The organism is Pseudomonas sp. 2995-3, from assembly GCF_002742565.1.
Taxonomy (GTDB): Bacteria; Pseudomonadota; Gammaproteobacteria; order Pseudomonadales; family Pseudomonadaceae; genus Aquipseudomonas; species Aquipseudomonas edaphica.
On record NZ_LJSB01000315.1, the window covers coordinates 210,697 to 230,238 of the forward strand.

At 60.3% G+C, this 19,542-nt stretch carries 18 protein-coding genes; 12 read left to right on the plus strand and 6 right to left on the minus strand.

What is annotated here, in order from left to right; genetic code table 11:
• Window positions 1–109: 109 nt before the first annotated feature.
• Complete coding sequence (locus AOA62_RS28085) at window positions 110–583, minus strand: transporter substrate-binding domain-containing protein (protein WP_017139513.1); 474 nt, start codon at window positions 581–583, stop codon at window positions 110–112.
• A gap of 133 nt (window positions 584–716) precedes the next feature.
• On the opposite strand from AOA62_RS28085, the gene AOA62_RS28090 reads away from it, so the two are divergent.
• Window positions 717–1,157 carry a DUF4399 domain-containing protein gene (locus AOA62_RS28090; protein WP_017139512.1) on the plus strand — a complete coding sequence of 147 codons (441 nt, stop codon included), beginning with the start codon at window positions 717–719 and terminating at the stop codon, window positions 1,155–1,157.
• 63 nt (window positions 1,158–1,220) lie between these two features.
• Here AOA62_RS28090 and serA read toward each other — a convergent pair whose 3' ends face one another.
• Window positions 1,221–2,450, minus strand: a complete 1,230-nt coding sequence (gene serA, locus AOA62_RS28095; RefSeq protein WP_017139511.1) for a phosphoglycerate dehydrogenase — start codon at window positions 2,448–2,450, stop codon at window positions 1,221–1,223.
• Window positions 2,451–2,815: 365 nt separating this feature from the next.
• Here serA and AOA62_RS28110 point away from each other — a divergent pair, with 365 nt between their 5' ends.
• From AOA62_RS28110 to AOA62_RS28125, 4 genes are all read left to right on the plus strand, one after another.
• Window positions 2,816–4,210: an FAD-binding oxidoreductase gene (locus AOA62_RS28110; RefSeq protein WP_065912281.1), complete on the plus strand. Its 1,395-nt coding sequence runs from the start codon at window positions 2,816–2,818 to the stop codon at window positions 4,208–4,210.
• Between the two features lie 21 nt (window positions 4,211–4,231).
• Entirely contained in the window at window positions 4,232–4,897 is a 666-nt protein-coding gene (locus AOA62_RS28115; RefSeq protein ID WP_017139509.1) for a fumarylacetoacetate hydrolase family protein, read from the plus strand.
• Between the two features lie 266 nt (window positions 4,898–5,163).
• Window positions 5,164–6,087, plus strand: coding sequence for an SdiA-regulated domain-containing protein (locus AOA62_RS28120; RefSeq protein WP_017139508.1), 924 nt, complete (start codon window positions 5,164–5,166; stop codon window positions 6,085–6,087).
• Window positions 6,088–6,207: 120 nt separating this feature from the next.
• Window positions 6,208–7,116, plus strand: a complete 909-nt coding sequence (locus AOA62_RS28125; protein ID WP_017139507.1) for an SdiA-regulated domain-containing protein — start codon at window positions 6,208–6,210, stop codon at window positions 7,114–7,116.
• On the opposite strand, the gene AOA62_RS28130 is transcribed toward AOA62_RS28125, so the two are convergent.
• Both AOA62_RS28130 and rpiA read right to left on the minus strand, forming a co-directional pair.
• Window positions 7,117–9,063 carry an autotransporter domain-containing protein gene (locus AOA62_RS28130; RefSeq protein WP_099550438.1) on the minus strand — a complete coding sequence of 649 codons (1,947 nt, stop codon included), beginning with the start codon at window positions 9,061–9,063 and terminating at the stop codon, window positions 7,117–7,119. It abuts the gene before it with no gap.
• Between the two features lie 364 nt (window positions 9,064–9,427).
• The gene (gene rpiA, locus AOA62_RS28135; RefSeq protein WP_005792336.1) at window positions 9,428–10,099 is read right to left on the minus strand and encodes a ribose-5-phosphate isomerase RpiA; all 672 of its coding nucleotides are present in this window, start codon (window positions 10,097–10,099) and stop codon (window positions 9,428–9,430) included.
• A 137-nt stretch (window positions 10,100–10,236) separates the two neighbouring features.
• Here rpiA and ilvA point away from each other — a divergent pair, with 137 nt between their 5' ends.
• From ilvA to AOA62_RS28155, 4 genes are read left to right on the plus strand one after another with little or no spacing between them, the layout of a single operon-like run.
• The gene (gene ilvA, locus AOA62_RS28140; protein ID WP_017139505.1) at window positions 10,237–11,751 is read left to right on the plus strand and encodes a threonine ammonia-lyase, biosynthetic; all 1,515 of its coding nucleotides are present in this window, start codon (window positions 10,237–10,239) and stop codon (window positions 11,749–11,751) included.
• Window positions 11,752–11,792: 41 nt separating this feature from the next.
• Window positions 11,793–12,206 carry a DUF2269 family protein gene (locus AOA62_RS28145; protein WP_017139504.1) on the plus strand — a complete coding sequence of 138 codons (414 nt, stop codon included), beginning with the start codon at window positions 11,793–11,795 and terminating at the stop codon, window positions 12,204–12,206.
• A gap of 4 nt (window positions 12,207–12,210) precedes the next feature.
• Complete coding sequence (locus tag AOA62_RS28150; protein ID WP_099550312.1) at window positions 12,211–13,464, plus strand: SDR family oxidoreductase; 1,254 nt, start codon at window positions 12,211–12,213, stop codon at window positions 13,462–13,464.
• A gap of 24 nt (window positions 13,465–13,488) precedes the next feature.
• Window positions 13,489–13,956 carry a DUF2269 domain-containing protein gene (locus AOA62_RS28155; protein ID WP_099550313.1) on the plus strand — a complete coding sequence of 156 codons (468 nt, stop codon included), beginning with the start codon at window positions 13,489–13,491 and terminating at the stop codon, window positions 13,954–13,956.
• Window positions 13,957–14,058: 102 nt separating this feature from the next.
• On the opposite strand, the gene AOA62_RS28160 is transcribed toward AOA62_RS28155, so the two are convergent.
• On the minus strand, window positions 14,059–14,715 hold the full coding sequence (locus AOA62_RS28160) for an HAD family phosphatase (protein WP_099550314.1): 657 nt from the start codon (window positions 14,713–14,715) through the stop codon (window positions 14,059–14,061).
• Between the two features lie 143 nt (window positions 14,716–14,858).
• Between AOA62_RS28160 and AOA62_RS28165 the strand changes: the two genes are divergently transcribed.
• Together AOA62_RS28165 and ptsP are read left to right on the plus strand one after the other, a co-directional pair.
• A complete protein-coding gene (locus AOA62_RS28165; RefSeq protein WP_003176750.1) occupies window positions 14,859–15,338 on the plus strand; it encodes an RNA pyrophosphohydrolase in 480 nt (159 codons plus the stop codon).
• A gap of 22 nt (window positions 15,339–15,360) precedes the next feature.
• Window positions 15,361–17,640, plus strand: coding sequence for a phosphoenolpyruvate--protein phosphotransferase (gene ptsP, locus AOA62_RS28170; protein WP_017139499.1), 2,280 nt, complete (start codon window positions 15,361–15,363; stop codon window positions 17,638–17,640).
• A 97-nt stretch (window positions 17,641–17,737) separates the two neighbouring features.
• Here ptsP and AOA62_RS28175 read toward each other — a convergent pair whose 3' ends face one another.
• Window positions 17,738–18,484, minus strand: a complete 747-nt coding sequence (locus AOA62_RS28175; protein WP_017139498.1) for an NRDE family protein — start codon at window positions 18,482–18,484, stop codon at window positions 17,738–17,740.
• 212 nt (window positions 18,485–18,696) lie between these two features.
• On the opposite strand from AOA62_RS28175, the gene lgt reads away from it, so the two are divergent.
• Window positions 18,697–19,509 carry a prolipoprotein diacylglyceryl transferase gene (gene lgt, locus AOA62_RS28180; RefSeq protein ID WP_056857664.1) on the plus strand — a complete coding sequence of 271 codons (813 nt, stop codon included), beginning with the start codon at window positions 18,697–18,699 and terminating at the stop codon, window positions 19,507–19,509.
• Window positions 19,510–19,542 lie beyond the last annotated feature (33 nt).

The following is a 19,542-nucleotide window of genomic DNA, read 5'->3' on the forward strand; positions in this document are numbered from 1 at the left end:
CCAGATCAAATGTGGGAGCTGGCTTGCCTGCGATAGCGGTGTCGACTGGCATGCCGCCATCGCAGGCAATCCAGCTCCCACACAAGCCAGCTCCCACATCGACTGTGTTTCACTCAGGTGCAAACCATTTCTGCGTCAGCGCCTTCAAGCGACCATCGGCCTTCACCCGCTGTAATGCATTGTCCAGGCTGCTTTTGAATGCCGGGTTGCCCTTCTGGAATGGAATGGCCAGCTCAGGTGTTTGCTTATAGGCCTCACTGAAATCGAACCGATCCTGCAGCGCGGCAGTCATAGCGATATGGTTGATGGCCACGTCGAACTTGCCGCTTTCCACACCCGGCAGCAGGTCGGCGTCATCGACAGTGATGAACGAGGGGCGAACCTCCATTTCCTTGGCTAATTGTTCACCCAGCTCCACTTCAAAACCGGTTAGCTTGTCACCGTCCTTGAAGTTGTACGGCGGGGTGTTGGCCTCCAGGGCGATGCGCAGTTCGCCGCGATCAAACACGTCATCGATCAGTTCGGCGTGAGCCAGTGGGCTCAACAGGGGCAGTAAAAGTACAAGGCCAGGCACAAAGCGCATGGTCGCTCCTAAAGAATTTGTGCGTGCGAGGCGCCATTGAGCATCGCTTGCTATGGTGTTGAGTGCCTTGGACAGCAATTTGTCGCGAAGTTGTCATAACCCTACAGATTTCACCGTAAAACTGGAGAAGCGAATGAAAGCCCTTTTGTCCCGTGCAACCCTGGCCAGCCTCTTGCTGGGTGCTTCGATGTTGGCCACAGCCGCTGACGGTATCCCGCGCAGCGCACCACCGGAAGGCGCCAAAGTCTTTATCGTGTCGCCAAAAGACGGCGCCACCGTCGATAAAACCTTCACTGTGAAGTTCGGTATGGAAGGCCTGAAACTGGCGCCAGCGACCAGCCAGGACCCAGGCACCGGCCACCACCACCTGCTGATCGACCAGAAAGAACTGCCGGACGCCAGCGTGCCGATCCCGGCCACCGACACCGTGATCCACTACGGCAAGGCCCAGACCGAGACCGAGTTGACCCTCACCCCAGGCAAGCACACCTTGCAACTGGTAGCTGGCGACAAACTGCACATGCAGTTCAACCCGACTGTAGCCTCGAAAGTCATCACGGTTAACGTCAAGTAAGATTTGTTCAGACAAAAAAAAGGGAGCCCCGAAGGCTCCCTTTTTTGTGCAGCGTTCAAAGCGTTAGAACAACACGCGGCTACGAATGGTGCCGTTGATGTGCTGCAGCTTCTCTTGCGCCAGGTCCGAGTACTCGGCGTCGACGTCGATAACCACGTAACCAACCTTCTCGTTGGTCTGCAGGAACTGACCGGAGATGTTGATGCCGTTTTCTGCGAAGACCTTGTTGATCTCCATCATCACGCCAGGGATGTTCTGGTGGATGTGCAGCAGGCGGTGCTTGCCAGGGTGAGCCGGCAGCGCCACTTCGGGGAAGTTGACCGAAGACACCGAGGTACCGTTGTCGCTGTACTTGACCAGCTTTTCCGACACTTCCAGGCCGATGTTGGCCTGAGCTTCAGCGGTGGAGCCGCCGATGTGCGGAGTCAGGATCACGTTGTCCAGGCCACGCAGCGGGCTTTCGAAGATGTCGTCGTTAGAGCGTGGCTCTACCGGGAACACGTCGATAGCGGCGCCGATCAGGTGCTTGTCCTTGATCGCGTCGGCCAGGGCGTCCAGCTTAACCACGGTGCCGCGTGCCGCGTTGATCAGGATGCCGCCCTTCTTGATGGCGCGGATTTCCTTCTCGCCGATCATCCACTGGGTTTCAGCGGTTTCCGGTACGTGCAGGGTGACGATGTCGGACATGCCCAGCAGCTCGGTCAGGCTCGCCACTTGGGTGGCGTTGCCCAATGGCAGCTTGGTCAGGGTGTCGTAGAAGAACACCTGCATCCCCAAGCCTTCGGCCAGCACCGACAGCTGCGTGCCGATCGAGCCGTAACCGACGATACCCAGCTTTTTGCCACGGATTTCGAAGGAGTTGGCCGCGCTTTTGATCCAGCCGCCACGGTGGCAGGAAGCGTTTTTCTCAGGAATGCCGCGCAGCAGCAGGATCGCCTCGGCCAGCACCAGCTCAGCAACGGAACGGGTGTTGGAGTACGGTGCGTTAAACACCGCGATACCGCGCTCGCGCGCAGCGTTAAGGTCGACCTGGTTGGTGCCGATGCAGAAACAGCCGACAGCCACGAGTTTCTTGGCGTGGTCGAAGATCTCTTCGGTCAGCTGAGTGCGGGAGCGAATGCCGATAAAGTGCGCGTCGGCGATCTTTTCCTTTAACTGGGCTTCCGGCAGAGAACTGGTGATGTACTCAATGCTGGAGTACCCAGCGGCTTTCAGTACGTCGACAGCCGATGGGTGGACGCCTTCCAGAAGAAGGAACTTGATCTTGCTCTTATCGAGAGAAGTCTTGCTCATCTGCGTAAACCTGTATCCCGGAGAAAAATGGCAGGGAATCGAGCAGCAGGATGTGCCCTGATTCACCAATACTGTTCCTGTTTGACGGCGTCTGTTGCCGCCATGCTGCGTTGCCGCTCCTCCCCATAGCAAGCTATGACTCGTCGCGGCGCCTTGCCTGACAACAACAGCCGCTCGTCAAACAGAAACGTATTGGCAAATCAGGGCACAGAGCTGACCCGGACGGCAGGAAAGCCGTCACCGCAGAACGCCCTTGGGCTCTGTCCTGCGGGGGCGGTATGCTAGCATACGTGCCCCGCTAAACACCCATTCCTGCGACGTGAAGCGTTCTCAGGATGACCATGAATTGTTCGAGAGTTCCGTCGATGACCCATCCTGCCCTGATTGATGAGCTGAAGACCCTGGTTGAGCCTGGCAAAGTGCTGACCGATGCAGACTCCCTGGAGGCTTACGGCAAGGATTGGACCAAGCACTTCGCCCCCGCGCCTACCGCTATCGTCTTTCCCAAGACCATCGAGCAGGTCCAAGCCATCGTCCGTTGGGCCAATGAACACAAGGTGGCGCTGGTGCCATCGGGTGGTCGTACCGGTTTGTCGGCCGCTGCGGTGGCGGCCAATGGCGAAGTGGTCGTCTCGTTTGACTATATGAACCAGATTCTCGATGTGAACCTCACCGACCGCACCGCCGTGTGCCAGCCGGGTGTGGTCACCAAGCAATTGCAGAACGTCGCCGAAGAAAAAGGCCTGTACTACCCGGTGGACTTCGCTTCGTCGGGTTCGAGCCAGATCGGCGGCAACATCGGCACCAATGCCGGCGGGATCAAGGTGATTCGCTACGGCATGACCCGCAACTGGGTGGCCGGCATGAAAGTCGTCACCGGCAAGGGTGACGTGCTGGAACTGAACCGCGACCTGATCAAGAACGCCACCGGCTACGACATGCGCCAGCTGTTTATCGGTGCCGAAGGGACGTTGGGCTTTGTGGTCGAAGCCACCATGCGCCTGGACCGTGCGCCGAAAAATCTCACCGCGATGGTGCTCGGTACCACCGATTTCGACTCGATCATGCCGGTATTGCACGCGTTCCAGAGCAAGCTGGACCTGACCGCCTTCGAATTTTTCTCCGACAAAGCCCTGGCCAAGGTCATGGGCCGTGGCGACGTGCCGGCTCCCTTCGAGACCGACTGCCCGTTCTACGCGCTGCTGGAATTCGAAGCCACCACCGAAGAAGTTGCCAACCACGCCCTGGAAACCTTCGAGCACTGCGTAGAGCAGGGCTGGGTGCTGGACGGCGTGATGAGCCAGAGCGAAACCCAACTGCACAACCTGTGGAAACTGCGCGAGTACATCTCCGAGACCATTTCCCACTGGACGCCGTACAAGAACGACATTTCGGTCACTGTCTCCAAAGTGCCAGCGTTCTTGAAGGAAATTGATGCGATCGTCGGCGAACACTACCCGGACTTCGAAATCGTCTGGTTCGGCCACATCGGCGACGGCAACCTGCACCTGAACATCCTCAAGCCAGAAAACCTGAGCAAGGATGAGTTCTTCGCCAAGTGCGCCACCGTGAACAAGTGGGTGTTCGAGACCGTCCAGAAGTACAACGGCTCAATCTCTGCCGAACACGGCGTGGGCATGACCAAGCGCGATTACCTGACCTACAGCCGTTCCCCGGTTGAAATCGAATACATGAAAGCAGTGAAAGCGGTGTTCGACCCGAACGGGATCATGAACCCTGGCAAGATCTTCGCTGTTTAACCGCCCTGAAGGAGTCGTTTCATGAGCTACCAGCACAAGTATGTCGACGGCACCAACATCCACTTTCCCTTGGGCAAAGTGGTGTGCATCGGGCGTAACTACGCCGAACACGCCAAGGAACTGGACAACCCGGTGCCGACCGAGCCGTTGCTGTTCATCAAGCCGGGCAGTTGCGTGGTCGCGCTGGAAGGCGGTTTCGCCATTCCGACCGAGCGCGGTTCGGTGCACTACGAAGCGGAAATCGCGGTGTTGATCGGCAAACCGTTGTCGACCAAGCCCAGCCGTGAAGAAGTGCTGGATGCCATCTCCGGCTTCGCTCCGGCCCTGGATTTGACCCTGCGCGATAAGCAAGCCGAGCTGAAAGCCAAGGGCTTGCCGTGGGAAATCGCCAAGTCTTTTGACGGCGCCGCCGTGATTGCCCCCTTTGTGGTCAGCAGCACCTTTGCCGACGTGACCGACATCGGCATTCGCCTGACCATCAACGGCGAAGTGCGCCAGGACGGCAATAGCTCGCAGATGCTCAACCCGATCGTCCCGATGATCCAGCACATGGCCGGCTGCTTCTCGCTGCAGGCGGGTGATGTGATCCTCACCGGCACTCCAGCCGGTGTAGGCCCGTTGAATGTGGGCGATGAGCTGGTGCTGGAATTGGGTGGCGGTAGCCGTTTCGAAAGCGTCGTTCGCTAAGAACCAGGCAAAACGGTCAAAAATGTGGGGGCGGGCTCGTGTGGGAGCTGGCTTGCCTGCGATAGCCTCGCCTCGGTCTAACTGAAAGACCGAGTCGTCTGCATCGCAGGCAAGCCAGCTCCCACACAAATCAGTTCCCACACTGGTTTACGCGCGCTTGGTTTTGCATTTTTTTCACACGCCATCCGGATAATCCCCAGCCTCCTGCGCGCGGGCCTGTTGATCCTGTGCTATCACCTAAAGCTGACTCTGCGGAAAAGCGCTCAATGGCCGTGTCCCTGCCTACCCTCACTTCCAAGCCCCGTTCACGTTTTGCCCTACGCTGGTATTCCTGGCTGTTTCTGGTCGGGGCCATTGTGTATGGCGTTGCCTGGGCGATGCATTGGGACGACCGTGGGGTGCTGTGGATCGCTGAGCGGTTCGAAACCCCGGCCGAACGCCAGGCCAGCGTCTGGCTGCCGGATTACCACGCGGTGATCGATGGCAAATTGCTGCCCGGCATGGAAAAGGACGAGGCTTCGGACCTGTCCTACAACCCGCAGACCAAAACCCTGTTTTCCGTGATGGGCAAAAACCCTTTCCTGGTTGAGCTGAACCTGCAAGGCGATGTGTTGCGCAAGATGCCGCTCAACGGCTGGAACAACCCGGAAGGCGTGACAGTGATGGAAAACGGCCTGATGGCCATTGTCGACGAGCGCATGCACACCTTGAGCGTGGTGAACGTCGACGCCAGCACCCAGCAACTGAACTATGCCGACTTCAAGCACTATGACCTTGGCCCGTCCAAGGACCAGAACAAGGCATTTGAAGGTGTGACCTGGGACAAGCGCAACCAGCAGATCGTGCTCGGGGAAGAGCGCCCACCGGCGTTGTTCACCTGGAAAAGCGATGGCGCCACGCTGACCGGCGATAAGCAGAAGATCGCCAGCACCGAGCTGGACATGCGTAACCTCTCAGCCCTGGCCGTCGACCCGCGCACCGGGCATTTGCTGGTGCTGTCGGCCGATTCCCATCTGCTGCTGGAGCTGGACGCGCAGGGCGAGCAAGTCAGCTTCATGACCCTGCTCGGCGGCTTCAATGGCCTCAAGCACACCATCCCGCGTGCCGAAGGCGTCACCATGGACGAAGCCGGCACCTTGTACATGGTCAGCGAACCCAACCTGTTCTATCGTTTCGAGAAGCAGAAATAGCCGACGATTACGTCGGATACTTCGCTATCAGCGGCATTCGCCAGACAGTCGACTGCGTTTAAGTTTAAATTCAGACGGGCGTGATACTTATTCGCCACTTTTTGACTTTGAGCTTGCCTGATGCGTCGACTCGCCCGCCCCAAACCCGCGTTTTTTATCCTGTTGCTGCTCGCTCTGGTGATTGCCGGGGCGGTCGCGCAGAACTTTCGCTTGTTCGAGCGGGCCTGGTTCAACCTTCAACACTGGCGCCATCCTGCCGATGAACGCTCCATTGGCCTGAATGATTACCGGGTCAGCCTGGAAGCCAAGGTCATCGAAGGGCTCGACGATGATGTCTCGGCCCTCACTTACGACCCGATACGCAAAAGCCTGTTTACGGTCACTAATAAAAACGCCGAGCTGATCGAGTTGTCCCTGGACGGCAGGATCCTGCGGCGTATCCCGTTGGTGGGCTTTGGCGATGCCGAGGCGGTGGAGTTCATCAGTGACAACATTTATGTGATCAGCGATGAAGCCCAGCAGCGGCTGATCAAGGTGCACGTGAATGACGACACCCAATTTCTCGACGCCGCCGACGCGGAGCAGATGACCCTGGGCGTACACCTTGGCGGCAATAAGGGTTTCGAAGGGCTGGCCTATGACTCGGTGGGCAAGCGCCTGTTCGTGGCCAAGGAGCGCGACCCGATGCTGATTTACGAGGTGCACGGGTTTCCCCATTTCAAACCGGAAAAAACCTACTCGGTGCATGTGATCAACAACCCCAAGCGCGATGCCGGGCTGTTTGTGCGCGACCTGTCGAGCCTGCAATACGACGAGCGCAGCGGGCATTTGCTGGCGCTGTCGGATGAGTCGTTCCTGGTGTTGGAACTGGACATCGATGGTCGCCCGTTGAGCAGTCTTTCCCTGCTCAACGGGCGCCATGGCCTGAAAAAACGCGTGCCTCAGGCCGAAGGGATCGCCATGGATGACGAGGGCTCGCTGTACCTGGTCAGCGAGCCGAACCTGTTTTACGTGTTCAAAAAGCCCTGATCAAAACATCCATTGCACGCCCAGGGAGTAGCCGGTCTGGCTGCCCTCGGCGTGCCCAAGGCGGCTGTTGACCTCGGCGTACACACCCAACTGCGGGGTGATCGCCAACTGGCTGCCGATTTGCGCGCGGCCAAAGCTTTTGTCCACTGAACCCAGCTTGGCGGTGCGCGCCTGGCCATCGGCGCGGGCGGTCAATTGCAGGTCATCGAGACGGCCATCGGCCAGCTCCTTGACCCAGGCGATGTCGCCGTAAGGCATCAGGCTCAGGCCATAGGGCAGGGCGACGGCACCGCGCACGCGCCAGCCGAGGCTGGCTTCCAGGGAGTCGAAAGACTGTTCTTCGTACTCCAGCGCGGTGCGCAGGTTCTGTTTCTCGTGGAACTTGTCGATACGCGAATGGCTGTAGTCCAGGCCGGCAAACGGCCCGCTTTTGATTGCGCCGAAGTCGAAGTCATAACCGCCGAGTACGCGTGCGCCCAGGGACAGTGCGTCGGTGTTGCCGCTCAGTTGTTGATTGAGCAGCACCGGGCCGCCATTGGCTTGGATCAGCAGGTTGCGCTTGGCCTCAAAACGCGTATGGCCAATGCTCAAATCGCCCGCCAGCCAGCTTGGGCCGCCATCGTTGAGCAAGGCATAGACCGCGGCCTGCCAGGTGTCGCTGTCGAGTTTTCCGCGCTGCTGCAGCTTGTCACGACCATTGAGGTAGCTGAGGCTGGCGCCGATATTCAGGCTGGAGGTGAGCTGATAGTCGCCCAAGGCGTGTACGCCCAGGCGTCGGGCATCGCGGTTGAGCGGGCTGTCGAAGCCGCTGTCCGGGGTGTATTCGCCGTCCATGCCGATTTCGCCATCGAAGCTTCCGACCTCGCGGCTGGCCGCTTGCAAGGTCAACCAACGGCGATCATGCAGGCGCACCATGGCCTGATGCTGGCGTTGCAGGTTGTCCTGCATGTTGCGCGCAACGGCGCCACCCGAGGCGGTCGAGGCCAGCAGGTCGGCGTTGGTCAGTTCCAACACCAGGCGGCTGAGCAGGCGCGAGTAATCGCGCAGGCGCTGGTCGATGCGTTCCTGGCCGAAGGCATTGGTCAGCACGGTTTTGTTGTCTTCTGCCGGGTCGTGCCAGGTGGAGCCGCCGGGGATTTTCGGGTTGTTGGTCTGGGTGTAACCGTCCAGATCGCCCAGCTCCCAGTTGGTGGCTTCGATATACAGAATCGGGATCTTCAGCGGTTCGAACGGCTCGCCATCACTGCAGCAGCCGGTGCCCTTGGGGTATTGCGGGTCCAGGCCGGGGTTGGTGAACAACGGGATGTTCAATTCCCTGGCGATCTGGAAGGTGTGTTCGCGCAGCGATGCCAGCGCGGGGTTGGCGGTGCTGTTCTGGCCTGCGTGGGCGTACATCATGTCGCCGGTGATCAGGCTGTCGAGGTTGATCATCGCCAGCATATTCGCGCGTTGGCTGGCGCTGAGTGAATCGACAAAAGCTTTGGAGCCGCGCAGGCCTTCCTCTTCGGCGCCGAAGGCGACCACTTGCAGGCCGTTTTCCAGCTGCAAGCCGCCGAGGTTCTTCGCCACTTCGGTCAGCACGCTGGCGCCGGAGCCGTTGTCGTCCAGGCCTTGTAAGGTCGGGCGGCCGAAGTAGGTGTCGAAGTGCGCGCCAATCACCACGTATTGCGGTTTAGTGCCCGCAGCATAGGCCACCACGTTTTGCGCAGCGCGAGTGCCGTTGTTCCAGGTGAAGTTCTGTCGACTGAGGCTGTAGGCCGAACCCATCTGGCTTTGCATCCAATCTGCCGCGCCGGCGAAATTGGCCGTGCCGCGATACCGGCCGGGGTAATCGTTGATCAGCTTTTCCAGGGTGGTATTGGCGTGCTGGCCGTAATCGTAGGCCTGGGTTTGCGCCGACAGCAGGCTGCCGACCACGCTGATCGCGAGGGCGAGGGGCTTTATCACAAGGTCTTCCTTGAGGTGATTGAAGTTTTTCAGCTCAGACCCTTTGCACAATGCGCGCCTCATTCCCTGGGCGAGCGCGAAGTGGCGCATTGTTAAACGCTTGGGTCGCCTGGCTGTCATTTGTAACGGATTTGATACCAATAAAGGCGTGGGATGCCGTGACGTGGCGCACGGTTTTGGGCGGGGGTGCTGCGAAAAGTAGCGGTTTTGTTACACGGATCTTCTAAACGATGAGGCCTCCTGTGGGAGCTGGCTTGTGTGGGAGCCGGGCTTGCCCGCGATGCAGACGCCTCGGTCTTTAAGTCAGACCGAGGTGATGCTATTGCAGGCAAGCCAGCTCCCACATAAAGCCAGGCCGTGAGTTTTAGGCCTTGAGGGTTTTCACGCCTTCGGAAGTACCCAGCAGCAACACATCCGCCGGGCGCGCCGCGAACAGGCCATTGGTCACCACGCCAACGATCGCATTGATCTGCGTCTCCAACTCCACCGGGTTGGTGATCTGCATGTTGAACACATCAATGATGATATTGCCGTTGTCGGTCAGCACGCCTTCGCGGTACACCGGGTCGCCGCCCAGTTTCACCAGCTCGCGGGCCACGTGGCTGCGGGCCATGGGGATGACTTCCACCGGCAGCGGGAAGGCGCCGAGCACCGGCACCAGCTTGCTGGCGTCGGCGATGCAGATAAAGGTCTTGGCCACGGCCGCAACGATCTTCTCGCGGGTCAGGGCTGCGCCGCCGCCTTTGATCAGGTTCAGGTGCTCGTCGCTTTCATCGGCGCCGTCGACGTAGAACTCCAGGTCGCTCACGGTGTTGAGCTCATACACTGGAATGCCATGGCCCTTGAGGCGCGCGGCGGTGGCTTCGGAGCTGGCTACGGCGCCGTCGAAGGCACCCTTGTGCTGGGCCAGTGCATCGATAAAGCAGTTGGCGGTGGAGCCGGTGCCGACACCGACGATGCTTTTGTCGTCGAGTTTAGGAAGGATTAAATCGACGGCGGCCTGGGCCACTGCCTGTTTGAGTTGATCCTGGGTCATGCGGGCTCCGGAACGGGCGGGGAATTATCGAGGGCGGCGAGTATAACCCAACAAAACCTCGGGATTCGTGTGGTCGCCCGGCTAAACGCTGGGTTAGACTCCTTGGCCCTGCCCAACCCGCCCAGTGATGCTTTCCGATGCTTGAACAGTACGTCAAAAAGATCCTCACCTCGCGCGTTTACGACGTTGCCGTAGAAACCCCCTTGCAGACCGCGCGCCAGCTCTCCGAGCGGCTGGGCAACAAGGTCTGGCTCAAGCGTGAAGACTTGCAGCCGGTGTTCTCGTTCAAGATTCGCGGTGCCTACAACAAGCTGACCCAACTGAGCGCCGAAGAACGCGCGCGCGGCGTGGTCACCGCTTCTGCGGGCAACCACGCCCAGGGCCTGGCCCTGGCGGCCAAGGTGCTGGGGGTGAAAGCCACCATCGTGATGCCCAAGACCACGCCGGAGATCAAGGTCGAAGGCGTGCGCTCGCGTGGCGGCAAAGTGGTGCTGCACGGTGATTCCTTTCCGGAAGCCCTGGCCTACTCGCTGAAACTGGTCGACGAAAAAGGCTACGTTTACATTCACCCTTACGATGATCCACACACCATTGCCGGGCAGGGCACCGTGGCGATGGAGATTCTGCGCCAGCACCCTGGGCCTTTGGACGCGATTTTTGTACCCGTGGGCGGCGGCGGGCTGATCGCCGGTATTGCGGCGTATGTGAAATACCTGCGCCCGGAAATCAAGATCATCGGCGTCGAGCCGGACGACTCCAACTGCCTGCAAGCCGCCATGGCCGCAGGCGAGCGCGTGGTGCTGCCAACGGTCGGCATCTTTGCTGATGGCGTGGCGGTGGCGCAGATCGGCCAGCACACCTTTGATATCTGCAAAGACTATGTAGACGAAGTGATCACCGTCAGCACCGACGAAATCTGCGCGGCCATCAAGGACATCTACGACGACACCCGCTCCATCACCGAGCCTGCGGGCGCGCTGGGCGTGGCGGGTATCAAGAAATACGTGGAGACCCGTGGCGTGACCGGGCAGACCCTGGTGGCCATCGACTCCGGCGCCAACGTCAACTTCGACCGCCTGCGCCATGTGGCCGAGCGCGCCGAGCTGGGTGAAGGCCGCGAAGCCATCATCGCCGTGACCATCCCCGAGCAACCGGGCAGCTTCAAGGCGTTCTGCGAGGCCGTGGGCAAGCGCCAGATCACCGAATTCAACTACCGCTACCACTCCGGCCGCGAGGCGCACATCTTCGTGGGGGTGCAGACTCACCCGGAAAACGACCCGCGCAGCGCGTTGATCGCCAGCCTCACAAGCCAGGGTTTCCCGGTGCTGGACCTGACCGAAAACGAGCTGGCCAAGTTGCACATTCGCCATATGGTGGGTGGCCATGCAGCCAAAGTCAGCGACGAGCTGGTGTTTCGCTTCGAATTCCCCGAGCGTCCGGGCGCGCTGTTCAACTTTCTTAACAAATTAGGCGGGCGCTGGAACATCTCGATGTTCCACTATCGCAACCACGGCGCAGCCGACGGCCGTGTGGTCGCAGGCCTGCAAGTGCCGACAGACGAGCGCCACCTGGTGCCGGCCGCATTGGCAGAAATCGGCTACCCGTATTGGGATGAAAGCGAAAACCCGGCTTACCAGCTGTTCCTCGGTTGAGCGACTACGCTGACTGGGCGGCCTTTTAAGGAATCAAGACCATGGAAACGCTGACCACCCTCAAGGTTATTCACATCACCGCCACCGTGTTGCTGTTGCTCAGCGGCCTCGGGCTGGCGGTACTGGCCTGGCGCAAACGCAGCGCCGGCCCGGCGGTTACCGTGCAACGCCCGTGGGCGTTCGTGTGGTTGCTGATGGGCGTTTGCGTGGTCAGCATGCCGTTCACCGGCTGGTGGCTGGTGCATCTGCTCGGCTGGCCGCTGGGGCAAACCTGGATTTTGGGTTCCAGCATTCTCTACACCGTGGCGGCACTGGCGTGGTTCTGGCTGGTGGCGCGGCTTAATCGCCTGCGTAAGGGCGAGGGCGGTAGCCTGAATTTCACCCTGGTGCTGGCGGTGGTCAGTCTGGTGGGGTTTGTGGCGATTGCCGGGTTGATGGGTGCCAAGCCGGTTTAACCGTATGAATATTTTGCTTGTCGGCGCCACCGGCTTTGTCGGTGGCCACTTGCTGCGCGCCCTGCAGCAGGCTGGGCACAGTGTGATCGCGACGTGTCGCAAGCCTCGAAGTCAGGGCTGGCCATGGGTGCAATGGCAGGCGCTGGATTTGGGCCGGTTGGCTGCCGACCCAGGTTGCTGGGTGTTTCCTGAGTCGGTCGATTTAGTCATCAATGCGGCGGGGTTGCTGAGCGTGGATGCGGCCGAGCTGAGCCGCGTCCAGGATCAGGGCGCCCGCGCGCTGTTTGATCTGGCCGCCCATCACGGTGTGCGAGTGTTGCAGATCTCTGCCCTCGGCGCCTCAGCGCAATCGGATGTGCCATTTCTTGCCAGCAAAGGCGCTGCTGACGACTATCTGCTGAGCCTTGGCGTACCCGCCGTGGTGCTGCGGCCTTCGCTGGTGGTGGGCGAGGGGGGCGCCAGCAGTGCCTGGTTGGCGGGGCTGTCGCCCTGGCCGCTGATTCCATTGCTGGACCTCAACGCTCAACTGCAGCCGGTGCATATCGACGACCTGGTCGGCGCGGTGCTGGCCGTGTTGCGCCAGTGGCCTGCCGAATCATTGGTACTGCCGTTGGTGGGGCCAGCACCGATGCGGCTCGCTCAAGTCATTGATCACCTGCGCGTCGCTCAAGGCTGGCGCGCAGGCCGATACCTGCAAGCGCCATTGCTGGGGTTGGGCGGCTGGCTGGGTGATCGCCTGGGCTGGCGCGCCTTGAACTCACAAAGCATTGCCCTGGCTCAGCGGGATAACGTCGCCGACCCCGAGGTGCTGGCGTCGGTCTGCGGCTACACCGCCGCGCCGTTAGCCTCACGCCTGCAAGGCTGGCCCACGGCGGCCCAAAGCAGCCAGCGCACCATTCGCCCGCTGATGCTGGCGGTATTGGTGCTGATCTGGCTGGGGACGGCGGCGGTTTGCGTTGGGCCGGGTTACGCCTGGGGCCTGCGCATCATGGCCGAGGCCGGTGTGCAGGGGGCTTGGGCGACAGTGGCCGTGATCGCCGGGGCGGTGTGTGATGGCCTGTTGGGCCTGGGGTTGCTGGTTGCGCGCTGGCGCAGGTCGGCGCTGATCCTGCAATTACTGTTGATGGGCGGCTATACCGTGATTATCAGCATAGTCCTGCCCCATTACTGGTTTGATCCTTACGCGGCGGTCGCCAAAAATCTGGTACTCATGGTGGCGACCCTTTGGCTCCTCTGGACTGAACCTTCTCTGGACTGAACCTTTTTCGACCGAGCCCCGCCGATGAACGCTTACCTGCTGTTGAAAACCCTGCATATCCTGTCCTCGACCATCCTGTTTGGCCTGGGTGCGGGCTCGGCGTATTACGCCTTGCGCGCCTGGCGCAGCGGCAAGGTGGAAGTGATCGCGGTCACCTTCAAACACCTGGTGTTCGCGGATTGGGCATTTACCACGACCACGGCGGTTTTTCAGCCGTTGAGTGGCATCGGCTTGATGTACTTGGCGGGCTGGTCGATGCAGCAGAGCTGGTTGCAGTGGACGTTCGCGTTGTATGTGCTGGCGGGTGTCTGCTGGCTGCCGGTGGTGTGGCTGCAGATTCGTGTGCACAAGATGGCGGAGCAGGCGCTGCGCTATGGCACGGCGATGCCGATCAAGGCCGCGACCTATATGCGCTGGTGGTTTGGCCTGGGCTGGCCGGCGTTTCTGGCGTTTCTGGTGATTTTCTATTTGATGGTGGCCAAGCCGGTTTAGGGCTTGGGACCGAGGCGGCTTCATCGCAGGCAAGCCAGCTCCCACATTTTGATCTGTGAATACATCTAAAGTGTGGGAGCTGGCTTGCCTGCGATGGCGTCATCAGCCGCGCAGGGTAATCACCGGCCAGCCACGCTTCTCGGCTTCGGCACGCAAATTCGGGTCCGGGTCCACCGCCACCGCATGCGCTACCTGCTCCAGCAACGGCAAATCATTCATCGAATCGCTATAGAAGTAGCTGTCTTCCAGGCTGTACCCGGTTTCTTCCAGCCAACGATTCAAGCGCGTCACTTTGCCTTCACGGAAGCACGGGATATCCGTGCTGCGCCCGGTATATCGGCCGTTTTCCATCTCGCATTCAGTGGCGATCAGGGTTTCAACCCCCAGCAGCTCGGCGATCGGCGCGGTCACGAAGCGGTTGGTGGCGGTGATGATCACCAGCTTGTCGCCAGCGGCGCGGTGTTTGTCCAGCAGTTCCAGGGCGAGCGGCAGCATCAGTGGGGCGATGCAGTCGCGCATGAAGTCGCGGTGCCATTCGTCCAACTGGGCCATCTCGGTGCGGCCAAGGATTTCCAGGCTGAAGTTCAGGTAGGCGGCGTTATCCAGCTTGCCGGCCAGGTAATCCTGGTAAAACTCGTCGTTACGGGCTTTGTAGGCCACCGGGTCAAGAATCCCACGCTCACAGAGGTAATCGCCCCACGCGTGATCGCTGTCACCGCCGAGAAGCGTGTTGTCCAAGTCGAATAAAGCCAGGCGCATTGCAGTTACTCGCTGAAAAGTCTGTAAAAAGGCGTCCAGAATACGGTCTTTTCACAAGAGTGCACATAAGGTAAGAAGCCTCGTTGCCGCTGGAACAACCTTTGTGGAACAATGCGGCGACATGCGTTTGCGAGGTTGTTGCCGTGATCGACCCCGATGGTTTCCGTCCTAATGTCGGGATTATTCTTACGAATGATGCCGGACAGGTGCTATGGGCTCGCCGAATCAACCAAGATGCCTGGCAGTTTCCTCAAGGCGGAATCAACCCCGACGAGACCCCTGAAGACGCCTTGTACCGTGAGTTGAATGAAGAAGTCGGCCTTGAGCGCGAAGATGTGCAAATTCTGGCCTGTACCCGTGGCTGGTTGCGCTATCGTTTGCCGCAACGCCTGGTGCGTACCCACAGCCAACCGCTGTGCATCGGCCAGAAGCAGAAATGGTTTCTTTTGCGCCTGATCTCGAACGAGCAGCGGGTGCGAATGGATTTGACCGGTAAACCGGAGTTCGATGGCTGGCGCTGGGTCAGCTATTGGTACCCGTTGGGCCAGGTGGTGACATTCAAGCGCGAGGTTTATCGTCGCGCTCTCAAAGAGCTTGCCCCGCGCCTTTTAGCGCGCGACTGACGACGGAGTTCGACCCCGAGCCATGCTCAATACGCTGCGCAAGATCGTCCAGGAAGTTAACTCCGCCAAGGATCTCAAGGCGGCGTTGGGGATTATTGTGTTGCGCGTCAAGGAAGCCATGGGCAGCCAGGTCTGCTCGGTTTACCTGCTGGACCCAGAGACCAACCGTTTTGTGCTGATGGCCACCGAGGGCTTGAACAAGCGCTCGATCGGCAAGGTCAGCATGGCGCCCAATGAAGGTCTGGTGGGCCTGGTGGGGACGCGTGAAGAACCCCTGAACCTTGAAAACGCGGCCGATCACCCGCGTTATCGCTACTTTGCCGAAACCGGCGAAGAGCGCTACGCCTCGTTCCTCGGCGCACCGATCATTCACCACCGCCGCGTTGTCGGCGTGTTGGTCATCCAGCAAAAAGAACGCCGCCAGTTCGATGAAGGCGAAGAAGCCTTCCTCGTGACCATGAGCGCGCAGCTCGCCGGGGTTATTGCCCACGCTGAGGCGACGGGTTCGATTCGTGGTCTGGGCCGTCAGGGCAAGGGCATCCAGGAAGCCAAGTTCGTCGGCGTGCCAGGTTCGCCGGGCGCTGCGGTCGGTACGGCCGTGGTCATGCTGCCGCCAGCCGACCTGGATGTGGTGCCGGACAAAACCGTCGATGACATCGACGCTGAAATCAAACTGTTCAAGACTGCCCTGGAAGGCGTGCGCGCCGACATGCGCAACCTGTCGACCAAGCTGGCCACGCAACTGCGCCCCGAAGAGCGCGCGCTGTTCGACGTGTACCAGATGATGCTCGACGACGCGTCCCTGGGTAACGAAGTCAAAACCGTGATCAAGACCGGGCAGTGGGCCCAGGGCGCGTTGCGCCAGGTGGTCACCGATCACGTCAACCGTTTCGAACTGATGGACGATGCCTACCTGCGTGAACGCGCCTCGGATGTGCGCGACCTCGGCCGCCGTCTGCTGGCCTACTTGCAGGAAGACCGCACCACCAACCTGGTCTACCCCGACAACACCATCCTGATCAGTGAAGAACTGACCGCCACCATGCTCGGCGAAGTGCCAGAGGGCAAGTTGGTGGGTTTGGTGTCGGTACTGGGTTCGGGTAACTCCCACGTCGCGATCCTGGCTCGGGCCATGGGTATTCCGACGGTAATGGGCCTGGTGGACCTGCCGTATTCCAAGGTCGACGGCATCGACATGATCGTCGACGGCCATCGTGGTGAAGTCTTTACCAACCCCAGCGAGCTGCTGCGCAAGCAATACGCCGAGGTGGTGGAAGAAGAGAAACAACTGGCGCTGGGCCTCGATTCGCTGCGCGAGCTGCCGTGCGTCACCCTCGATGGCCACCGTGTGCCGCTGCTGGTCAACACCGGCTTGCTGGCCGATGTGGCCCGAGCGCAACAGCGCGGCGCTGAAGGTGTGGGGCTGTACCGCACCGAAGTGCCGTTCATGATCAACCAACGTTTCCCGAGTGAGAAGGAGCAGCTGGCGATTTATCGCGAGCAACTGTCCGCCTTCCACCCGTTGCCGGTGACGATGCGCAGCCTGGACATCGGCGGCGACAAGTCACTGTCGTATTTCCCGATCAAGGAAGACAACCCCTTCCTTGGCTGGCGCGGTATTCGTGTAACCCTCGACCACCCTGAAATTTTCCTCGTCCAGACCCGCGCCATGCTCAAGGCCAGCGAAGGCCTGAACAACCTGCGTATCCTGCTGCCGATGATCTCCGGCACGCATGAGCTGGAAGAAGCGCTGCACCTGATCCACCGCGCCTGGGGCGAAGTACGCGACGAAGGCGCCGACGTGCCGATGCCACCGATTGGCGTGATGATCGAAATTCCGGCGGCGGTGTACCAGGCCAAAGAACTGGCGCGGCAAGTGGACTTCCTCTCGGTCGGCTCCAACGACCTGACCCAGTACCTGCTGGCCGTGGACCGCAACAACCCACGGGTGGCCGACCTCTACGATTACCTGCACCCGGCAGTGCTGCAAGCCCTGCAGCATGTGGTGCGCGACGCCCATGCCGAAGGCAAGCCGGTGAGCATCTGCGGTGAAATGGCCGGCGACCCGGCGGCAGCGGTGCTGTTGATGGCAATGGGCTTTGATAGCCTGTCGATGAACGCCACCAACTTGCCGAAGGTGAAGTGGATGTTGCGTCAGGTTGAGCTGAGCATGGCCAAGGACCTGCTGGCCGAGTTGATGACCATCGACAACCCGCAAGTTATCCACAGCTCGCTGCAACTGGCGCTGAAGAACCTGGGGCTGACGCGAATGATCAACCCGGCTTCTGCAAAAACCCTCTAGACAGCTATCGCAGGCAAGCCAGCTCCCACATTTGACTGTGTTCACAGTTCAAAATGTGGGAGCTGGCTTGCCTGCGATGACGGCAGCCCAAGCGCCATCAAATGTTCAGTTCGACCTCACCCAACCGTCCCCCCAACGGCCCAAAACTACGCTCCACCATCTGCCGCGACCCATCGGCATTCACAATCAACGCCGTACTCGCCCGCGTTCCATAACTGGGGCTGGCAATAAACACGCTGGAGAGCAGGCTTTCGGTCGCCAAGCCCACGCCGGTGTCCGGCAAGTCGGCAAATGGCGCAGTCTGCGGGTCGCTCAAGATTTCCAGCAAGGCCTGCGGCTGTGGGTGCTCCAGCAATTCACTCAACGCCGCCCTGGCCTTGAGCAATTTGGGCCAAGGCGTATTCAGGCCTGCATTCGACAGGCCATAAACCCCAGCCTCCAACCGCGTCGGCTCGGTCTCATTGGCGTTGTAATGCCACAGCTCATCCCGCGTGCCTACCAGCAGGTTAAAACCGGAGTATTCAATCGAACGGCCGTTAACATCGGCCAAATATTCGTCAATTGGCAGCGATCCACTGAGAAATCGCGCCACCAACTCCCCTCGGGACTTACGTGCAGGCGGCTGGTGCGGGTCGCGAATATTGGTCAGGGCAGCAAACCGCCCCTCGGCGTTCACCCCAAGCCAGGTGCCACCGGCTTCCTGGTCGCGACCAGCGTAGACATGTGGCGCATCCGGCCACTGAGCCAGCGGCAGGCTGGGGCGGGCGTAGAACTCATCACGGTTGGCCGCGACGATCAGCGGCTGGGCGTGGCCCGGCCGCCAGGCGAAAACAATCAGGCACATAAGGCGTTCCCTTTGTGTTTTGTTCACTCTACCCATACAGCGGATGGCTATCCATCGTATCGAAGTTGGGCCGAGCGCCTTCCATCCGTTAACATGCCGGGCAATTGGGCGTGTCTAACCTTCTTAATTTGAAATTGCGGCTGTAACGCAGGCTTAATCCCACACCGGCATGGTCCGGTGCGCCATGACTAATGATTTAACGAGGAGTCGCAATGCTGCCTTACCCGCAGATCAACCCGGTGGCCGTGGCCATCGGTCCGCTGCAAATCCATTGGTACGGGTTGATGTACCTGATCGGCATCGGCGGTGCCTGGCTGCTGGCTTCCCGGCGCCTGAACCGTTTTGACCCGACCTGGACCAAGGAGAAGCTCTCCGACATGGTGTTCTGGATGTCGATGGGCGTGATCGTCGGCGGACGCCTGGGGTATGTGCTGTTCTACGATCTTCCGGCCTATATCGCCAACCCGACGCTGATTTTCGAAGTGTGGAAGGGCGGCATGGCGTTCCACGGTGGCTTTGTCGGCGTGATGATTGCCGCATGGTGGTTCGGCCGCCGCAACGGCAAGTCGTTCTTCCAACTGATGGACTTCGTCGCACCGTTCGTGCCGATTGGCCTGGGTGCCGGGCGTATCGGTAACTTCATCAATGCCGAGTTGTGGGGCAAGCCGACCGACGTGCCGTGGGCCATGGTATTCCCACCCTTCAGCGACCCGGCGCAACTGCCACGCCACCCGTCGCAGCTCTACCAGTTCGCGCTGGAAGGTGTGGCACTGTTCCTGATTCTTTATATCTTCTCGCGCAAGCCACGCCCAACCATGGCGGTTTCCGGCATGTTTGCGTTGTTCTACGGGATCTTCCGCTTCATCGTCGAGTTCGTCCGCGTGCCGGATGCACAGCTGGGCTACCTGGCGTGGGGCTGGTTGACCATGGGGCAGATTCTCAGCATGCCGATGATCCTGGCGGGCCTGGGCCTGCTGTGGTGGGCGTACAATCGCCCGCAAGGCATCAAGAACGCCGCGCTTTAAATTCGAATGCCGAGGCTTTTGCGAGCCTCGGCT